The sequence below is a fragment of the Chrysiogenia bacterium genome, from assembly GCA_020434085.1.
Classification (GTDB): domain Bacteria; phylum JAGRBM01; class JAGRBM01; order JAGRBM01; family JAGRBM01; genus JAGRBM01.
In genome coordinates this window covers 1-7,344 of sequence record JAGRBM010000157.1, presented here as the reverse complement: position 1 = coordinate 7,344, position 7,344 = coordinate 1, and the positions used below count along the sequence as shown (strand labels likewise).

8 protein-coding genes are annotated in these 7,344 nt (G+C 63.5%); 7 read left to right on the top strand and 1 reads right to left on the bottom strand.

Annotation, left to right across the window (positions count from 1 at the left end; translation table 11 throughout):
• The 6 genes from KDH09_05295 to KDH09_05270 all read left to right on the top strand — a co-directional run.
• Positions 1 to 797: hypothetical protein (locus KDH09_05295; protein ID MCB0219091.1), on the top strand; the 797-nt coding region annotated here is incomplete at its 5' end.
• A 2-nt stretch (positions 798 to 799) separates the two neighbouring features.
• On the top strand, positions 800 to 1,453 hold the full coding sequence (locus KDH09_05290) for a nucleoside 2-deoxyribosyltransferase (GenBank protein ID MCB0219090.1): 654 nt from the start codon (positions 800 to 802) through the stop codon (positions 1,451 to 1,453).
• Between the two features lie 101 nt (positions 1,454 to 1,554).
• On the top strand, positions 1,555 to 2,088 hold the full coding sequence (locus KDH09_05285; GenBank protein MCB0219089.1) for a transposase: 534 nt from the start codon (positions 1,555 to 1,557) through the stop codon (positions 2,086 to 2,088).
• A 115-nt stretch (positions 2,089 to 2,203) separates the two neighbouring features.
• Positions 2,204 to 3,394 carry a 3,4-dihydroxy-2-butanone-4-phosphate synthase gene (gene ribB / locus KDH09_05280; GenBank protein MCB0219088.1) on the top strand — a complete coding sequence of 397 codons (1,191 nt, stop codon included), beginning with the start codon at positions 2,204 to 2,206 and terminating at the stop codon, positions 3,392 to 3,394.
• A gap of 245 nt (positions 3,395 to 3,639) precedes the next feature.
• The gene (locus KDH09_05275) at positions 3,640 to 5,331 is read left to right on the top strand and encodes a methylmalonyl-CoA mutase family protein (protein ID MCB0219087.1); all 1,692 of its coding nucleotides are present in this window, start codon (positions 3,640 to 3,642) and stop codon (positions 5,329 to 5,331) included.
• A 69-nt stretch (positions 5,332 to 5,400) separates the two neighbouring features.
• Positions 5,401 to 5,784 carry an MAPEG family protein gene (locus KDH09_05270; GenBank protein MCB0219086.1) on the top strand — a complete coding sequence of 128 codons (384 nt, stop codon included), beginning with the start codon at positions 5,401 to 5,403 and terminating at the stop codon, positions 5,782 to 5,784.
• A gap of 36 nt (positions 5,785 to 5,820) precedes the next feature.
• Here KDH09_05270 and KDH09_05265 read toward each other — a convergent pair whose 3' ends face one another.
• On the bottom strand, positions 5,821 to 6,771 hold the full coding sequence (locus tag KDH09_05265) for a hydroxymethylglutaryl-CoA lyase (protein MCB0219085.1): 951 nt from the start codon (positions 6,769 to 6,771) through the stop codon (positions 5,821 to 5,823).
• A gap of 125 nt (positions 6,772 to 6,896) precedes the next feature.
• Here KDH09_05265 and KDH09_05260 point away from each other — a divergent pair, with 125 nt between their 5' ends.
• Positions 6,897 to 7,298 carry a PilZ domain-containing protein gene (locus KDH09_05260; protein ID MCB0219084.1) on the top strand — a complete coding sequence of 134 codons (402 nt, stop codon included), beginning with the start codon at positions 6,897 to 6,899 and terminating at the stop codon, positions 7,296 to 7,298.
• Positions 7,299 to 7,344: the final 46 nt, after the last annotated feature.

The following is a 7,344-nucleotide window of genomic DNA, read 5'->3' as shown; positions in this document are numbered from 1 at the left end:
GCGAGATCGAGCGCGACGCCGGCGGCGAGGTTATTTTCGAGGACTACGCCCGCGTGGGAATCCTGCGGATCGAGCGCGCCGGCAAGCAGGGCTCGAAAGCCAAGATCGACTCCCTGGTGGACCTGGGTAACACGGTGAAGGTGGGTGACCTCGTCTCTCCGGCACCGATCCCGGAGCGGCCGCCGGTGATTTACACCTCGCCCAAGCTCGCCGATTACGTGGGCGGCGAGGTCATCGTGCAGGATGACTACAGCGGCGAGCGCATGGTGGGCGTCAACAATAACCGCGAGGATGCCTACCAGGGTGGCCAGCTTGTTCTCGATGCCACCCACAAGGACAACGGACACGCCTACGGCTTCTATCCCAACTCGCTCAGTGCTACGGACTTCATCCTGGAGTTCGAGATGGAGTGGCTTTCCAAGGATACCGATCGTCTCAACCGTCTGGCGGTCTCTCTTCGCAGCAACGGCGACTATCTCGAAGAAAATTCCTACGTGGTGAAGTTCTATCAGGACAATACCTACGACTTTTTCGCCTGGGTCGACGGCCATCGCAAGTGGATTCAGGAAAACACGACCTCCATCGGTATGGAAGTCGATGATGGCGACGAAAACATGGTCCGCATCGTTGCAGTGGGCCCCGACGTGGAGCTCTACCTCAATGACAAGTTCATCGCCGGATTCACCGACGAGCGCTTCGACCACGGGGTGATCGGCCTGGCCGTCACGCAGGGCTGCAAGGTCGGCGTCGATGACCTGGTGATGCGCAAGCCCGTGAAGAAGAAGGCCGGCGAGTAAGCTTGAGCAAGGGATGCATCTACTGTTCCGGCCCGCTCTTCTGTCCCGAGGAGCGGGCCGGCATGTCTCAGGTCGCCCGGATTTTCGAGGAATCGGGCTACGCCACGTTTCTGCCTCATCGCGACGGGATCGAGCGCTTCGTGCTCGGCTCGGCGAATAACCCGGCGGCCAATCTGCCGGGGGTGAGCAAACTCACCCGGGCCATCAACCGGGCCATCTTCTGCCTGGACATCTATCAGATCGTGGAAGTCTGCGATGCGCTGGTCTTCAACATGAACGGCCGCGTCCCAGACGAAGGCGGCGTCGTCGAGACCGCCGTGGCCTGGACCGCGGGCAAGCCGCTCATCATCTACAAGAACGATGCGCGCAGCAAGGTGGGCGGTAACGACAACTCCATGATCACGGGCCTCTCGCCGGAGTTCGCCACCGTGGGGGAGCTCGAAACCCTCCCGCGCGAGATCGAAAAAGCCCGCGAGAAGATTCGCACCGCCTCGCCGAACCTCCATCGCGGCGAAAACCTCCCGCCCCAGGTGCGCACCGCCCTGGAGCGCGGCCGCCGCATCTGGGCGGTGCTGCAGAATTTGCCGACTCCAAGAAATTCCAAAGAGACCATCGAGCTGCTCGAACAGCTCACCCTGGAGACACGCGAGGGGTAGGGGGCGCGGTTCAAGGCGTTGCACGCACCAACACCTGTAGGGGCGAGGCATGCCTCGCCCGCGACTGTGCGGATGGTGCGGATTTTGCTTGGAATCATCCCATGATTCGTGATTCCTTCCAACCCCGTCGTCGGTCGATTCGCCTGCAGGGATACAACTACGCAAAACATGGGGCCTATTTCATTACAGTCTGCACCAGCGAACGTGCATGCCTGCTTGGCGAAGTTCGAAATTCGGCCGTCGTGCATTCGGATTTCGGACGCATCGTGAGCCAATGCTGGCGAGAGTTGCCACGGCATTTTGTGGGTGTGACTACGGATTGCTTTATTGTTATGCCCGATCACGTGCATGGAATTCTGTTGGTGAATCTTGTGCCGGACTCCCACAGAGGGAAGGGCGAGGCATGCCTCGCCCCTACGAGGGGTGATACGGATGCGTCGTTGGGCGCCATCATTGGATCACTGAAATCGGCAAGTGCGCGAAAGATCAACCAGTACCGCGGGACGCTCGGTGCCCCGGTATGGCAGCGGAACTACCATGAGCGAATCATTCGCGACGAAGAAGAACTCCAGCAGATTCGCGAATACATCCTCACCAACCCTCAGCGTTGGGAGACGCGCTCAGGAGGCAGGTAACAGCCCTTTCCCCCAACCCCCATCCTGCGCTAGGCTCCCGATTGACGCGGAGCATCAGGCCCCCGGCACACGTGCCGGGTCCCCCGCCCGCGATCATTCCGGAGGCACCCCATCCATGCCGTTTTCGCGTGTTGAGCAGGCCATTGAAGACATTCGCCAGGGAAAGCCCGTCATCCTCGTCGACGATGAGGACCGCGAGAACGAGGGCGATTTCGTCTACGCCGCCGAGAAGATCACGCCCGAGGCCATCAACTTCATGGCCACCCACGGGCGCGGGCTCATCTGTCTCTCCCTGACCGACGAGAAGGCCGGCAAGCTCCACTTGCGCCCCATGGTCGAGCACAACACCGCGCAGTTCTCCACGGCGTTCACCGTTTCCATTGAAGCGCGCGAGGGTGTGACCACCGGCATCAGCGCCGCCGACCGTGCGACGACGATCCTTACCGCTGTGCGCGAGGACTGCCGCCCCGAAGACCTGGCGCGTCCGGGTCACGTGTTCCCGCTCATTGCCAAGCCCGGCGGCGTGCTTCAGCGCACCGGGCAGACCGAGGGCTCGGTCGACCTGGCCCGGCTGGCGGGACTCGCCCCGGCCGGCGTCATCTGTGAGATCATGAACGAGGACGGCACCATGGCGCGCCGCCCGGACCTCGAAGTGGTAGCCGAGCGCTTCGGGCTGGTCATCGTCTCAGTGGCGGATCTGATCAAGTATCGCCGCGTAAAAGAGCAGCTCGTCGAGCGCTACGCCGAGGCGGATGTGCCGCTCAAGTTCGGCGACTTCCACATGGTGGTCTACCGCAGCAACGTCAATAACATCGAACACCTCGCCTTTGTGAAGGGTGAGGTCTCGCCCGACACGCCCACGCTGGTGCGCGTGCAGTCGACCTCTGTTCTGAACGAATTGCTCAACCAGATCGGCCGGTGGAACAAGGACTCGCTGGGCGAAGCGCTCGACCGCGTCGAGTCCGAGGGTGCCGGCGTGGTGCTGTGCCTGAGCATGCAGGGGCGCGCCCCGCGCCGCATCGGCGACGTCCTGCGCGAAGCCCAGGCCCACGGCGAGAACAAGATCACCGAGCCGGTGGACGCCTCTTCCCACTCCGACATGCCCGACCACCTGCGCGAGTACGGGCTGGGCGCGCAGATTCTCGCCGACCTGGGCGTGAAGAAAATGCGCCTGCTGACCAACAACCCGCGTCGCATTCCGGCTCTGGAAGGCTTCGATCTCGAGATCGTCGAGACCGTCCCCATGAACGCCGAGGCCGAAGAGGGCGAGGGCGCCGACGTTCACGTCCTCAAACCGCGAAGCTGACTCTCGCGTCAGCGGCCGTTGTTCAACGTGTCCGGGTCGGTCGACGCCTCGGCGGCGGTCCACTAGAGTGGCCACGTTGCCCCCGTCGGGCGAGGCATGCCTCGCCCCTACGAGGGGTACATTCCGGTGACCCCAAACCGAGTTAATTGCCAGGAGGAGATCACCCGGCCCAGCGTGTCGCTGCACGTAATTGTGTAGGGGCGAGGCATGCCTCGCCCGCCCTGCGACGGGTGACAGGATTTAATATGTCGCTGTATTCGCGCGAAGAACTACAGAAGATCATCGAGTCCAAGGAGAGCTGGACGGCCGAGGAACTGGCCGGCGTGCTGGGCAAACGCCCCGAGCGCGATGCCCGCTTCACGACGCTCTCGGACAAGCCCATTGAGCGCGTGTACGGACCCGACGACGACGGCGCGCGCGACTTCCAGAGCGAGATCGCCTGGCCGGGGCAGTATCCCTACACCCGCAGCATTCATCCCACCGGCTATCGCGGCAAGCCCTGGACCATCCGCCTGTTCTCGGGCTTCGGCACGGCCGAGGAAACCAACGAGCGCTACAAGTATCTGCTCGCCAACGGCCAGGACGGGCTCTCGGTGGCCTTCCACCTGCCCAACCTCATGGGCCGCGACAGCGATGATCCGCGCTCGCGCGGCGAAGTGGGCCGCTGCGGCGTGGCCATCGATACGCTCGCGGACATGGAGACTCTCTTCGACGGGATCGAGCTCGAACCCATCACGACGAGCATGACCACCAATGCGCCTGCGGCGATCAACCTGGCCTTCTACCTGGCCGTCGCGCAGAAGCAGGGCGCCGACTGGAAGAAGCTCGGCGGCACGACGCAGAACGACATCCTTAAAGAGTACATTGCGCAGAAGACCTGGATCTTCCCGCCGCGCCCGAGCATGCGGATCTTTACAGACTTCGTGACCTTCTGCACCGAGGCCGTGCCGCGCTGGAATACCGTTTCGATTTCGGGCTACCACATCCGCGAGGCCGGCAGCACCGCCGCGCAGGAACTGGCGTTTACGCTCTATGACGGGCTCGAATACGTGAAGCACTCGGTCGAGGCCGGGCTCAGTGTCGACGACGTGGCGCCGCGCTTCAGCTTCTTCTTCAACTCCCACAGCGACTTCTTCGAAGAGATCGCAAAGTTCCGCGCCGCCCGCCGCATCTGGGCGCGCGAGATGAAGGAGCGTTTCGGTGCAAAAGACCCGCGCTCGATGATGCTGCGCTTCCACACGCAGACGGCCGGCTGCTCGCTCACCGCGCAGCAGCCCCTCAACAACGTCGCGCGCACCGCGCTGCAGGCACTGGCCGCCGTGCTGGGCGGCACCCAGTCGCTGCACACCAACTCCATGGACGAGACACTCTCGCTGCCCACGAAGACGGCGGCCACGGTGGCGCTTCGCACGCAGCAGCTCATCCTCGAAGAGACGGGCGTCGTGCACACCATCGATCCGCTGGGTGGGAGCTGGTTTGTCGAGAAGCTCACAGACGAACTCGAAGAGGAATGCCTTTCCTACTTCAAGCGCCTCGACGACATGGGCGGCATGATCCCGGCCATTGAAGAGGGCTTCCCGCAGGAGGAAATCTCCAAGGCGGCGCTTCACTTCCAGCGGCAGATGGAGTCAGGCGACAAGGTGATGGTCGGCGTGAACAAGTACGTCGTGCCGCCCGAGGAAGATCACAAGATCGAGATCCTCGAGATCACCGACGCCGACGAGAGCCGGCAGGTCGAGAAACTCAAGAAGGTGAAGGCAGGGCGCAACCAGAGCGCGGTCAAGGACTCGCTCGCCAAGCTCGAGAAAGCCGCCCGCGGGGACGCCAACCTCATGCCACCGATTCTGGAGGCCGCCCGCAGCTACGCCAGCATCGGCGAGATCTGCGACACGCTGCGCGGGGTCTTTGGGGAATACACGGATCCGGGATTGTTCTAAAAAGTTCGGGCGAGCGAAAGGGAGAAACTCATGTTCGAAGGACTTCGCAAGGCGGCAAGTGACCCCGGAATGGCCTATGCCTCCATCGTGGCGGTGCTGGCACTGCTCGAATACTACGTCTTTATTCTGCTGGTCGGAAAGATGCGCGGCGAGTGCAAGATCCAGGCGCCGGCCACCACCGGGGACCCCAAGTTCGAACGCTACTACCGCGTGCAGCAGAACACGGCCGAGCAGCTCATCGTCTTTCTGCCGGCGCTCTACCTGTTTGCGGCCTACGTGGACGGCACCTGGGCGGCAGTGGTCGGGCTGGCCTTTATCGCCGGGCGCGCCTGGTATGCGGTGAGCTACTACGAAGAGGCGAAGAAGCGCTCGAACGGTTTCCTCGTGACGTTCCTCTCCGAGATGGTGCTGCTCGTCGGCGGCCTCATCGGCGCGATCCGCGCGGCATTCTAGGAATGACCGGAAGGGCGAGGCATGCCTCGCCCTTCTTTAGTCGCAGGTGTCTGCTTCAGGCGCCGGTTCGTGCCGCACGGGCCCGGCACGGTAGACTTGACTGGCGACGGGCAGGCCGAGCTCTTCGTCGATGAACTTCGCCGCCTGAAGAATCTTTCCCAGATCCACGCCCGTGTGGATTCCCATTTCGTGAAGCATGTGCACGAGGTCCTCGGTGGCGATGTTTCCGCGCGCGCCCCTGGCGTACGGGCAGCCGCCGATTCCGCCGGCGCTTCCGTCCAGCCGCGTGATGCCGACTTCCAGTGCGGCGAGCACGCAGGCAAGGCCCATCCCACGTGAGTCGTGGATGTGCAGGCCGATGTCGGCCTCGGGCAGCTCGCCGATGACCGCGCCGCAGATTTCCTTGATCATGAGCGGGTTCGAAGTGCCGGTGGTATCGGCCAGCGAGATGCTGCGCACACCCTCGGTCCAGAGCGCGTCGGCCGCACGGACCACGGCGGAGGCCGGGACGTCGCCTTCATAGGGACAGCCAAAGGCCATGGATATGGCGCTGGTCACTTCGACGCCGTGCTTGTGACCGAGCGCAACCAGGCGCCCGATCTCGCGCAGGGTTTCTTCGGTCGTGCGGTTCACGTTGCGCCGCTGGAAGGTCTCGCTCGCTGAAAACGGAACCCCCACACGCGAGGGGCGGATCTCCTCGGGCAGCTCGATGAGGCGCAGCAGGGCCTTCTCGTTGGGGGCGACGGCGGAATAAACGACTCCCGCAGGCGCAGGGCCCAGCTCTCGCAGCAGGTCCTCGGCATCGGCCATCTGGGGAACCCATTTGGGATGGACGAAGCTCGTCACGCTGATCCCGGCCACGCCGCTCCCGGCCAGCAGGCGCACGAGCGCGGCCTTCTTCGCCGTTGGGACGAAGTCCCCAACATCCTGGAGCCCGTCGCGGGGCGCCTGCTCGAAGATCTTCACACTGGTGGGCAGGTTCAGCATGGGTCTCATCCTAGCCGGGAATCGCCGCCGGGGGCAGGGGGACCGGGTAAGCGCCGTTTGCTCCGGGACGCGCGGCTGTAGTAAATCGCTACTTACAGGAAGCGAAGCAACCGAGCGGAGCGAAGATGGGGACGAGGCTTTCCTACATCGTCAACCGGCGCGACGACCCCCGCCATGAGGTCGAGAACATGGCCGTGAAGATGCGGCCCGCCGATTCGGACGAGGACTACCTGGTGGAGTACGCCGGGAATCTCTCGCGTTCGGGCATCTTCCTGAAATCCGAAACTCCTTTCGATGTCGAGACCGAACTCGACCTCGTATTCCGCCTCCCCGAAGAAGAAGCCGAGCAGCTCGGCCGCAGCAGCCTGCACGTGAGCGGCACCGTCGTCTGGGTCAACCGCCCCGGCGAGCAGCACGAGAACGCCGGCCCCGGCATGGGGGTTCGCTTCGAGGACATCGACGAGGACACCCTCCACGTGCTTGAGCGCATCATCCACCGGGTGGCCGTGCTGCCGGATGCAGAATAAACAGCCTTCATTTTTCTCTCCCCCGCAAGCGACTCTTAACCTGTTG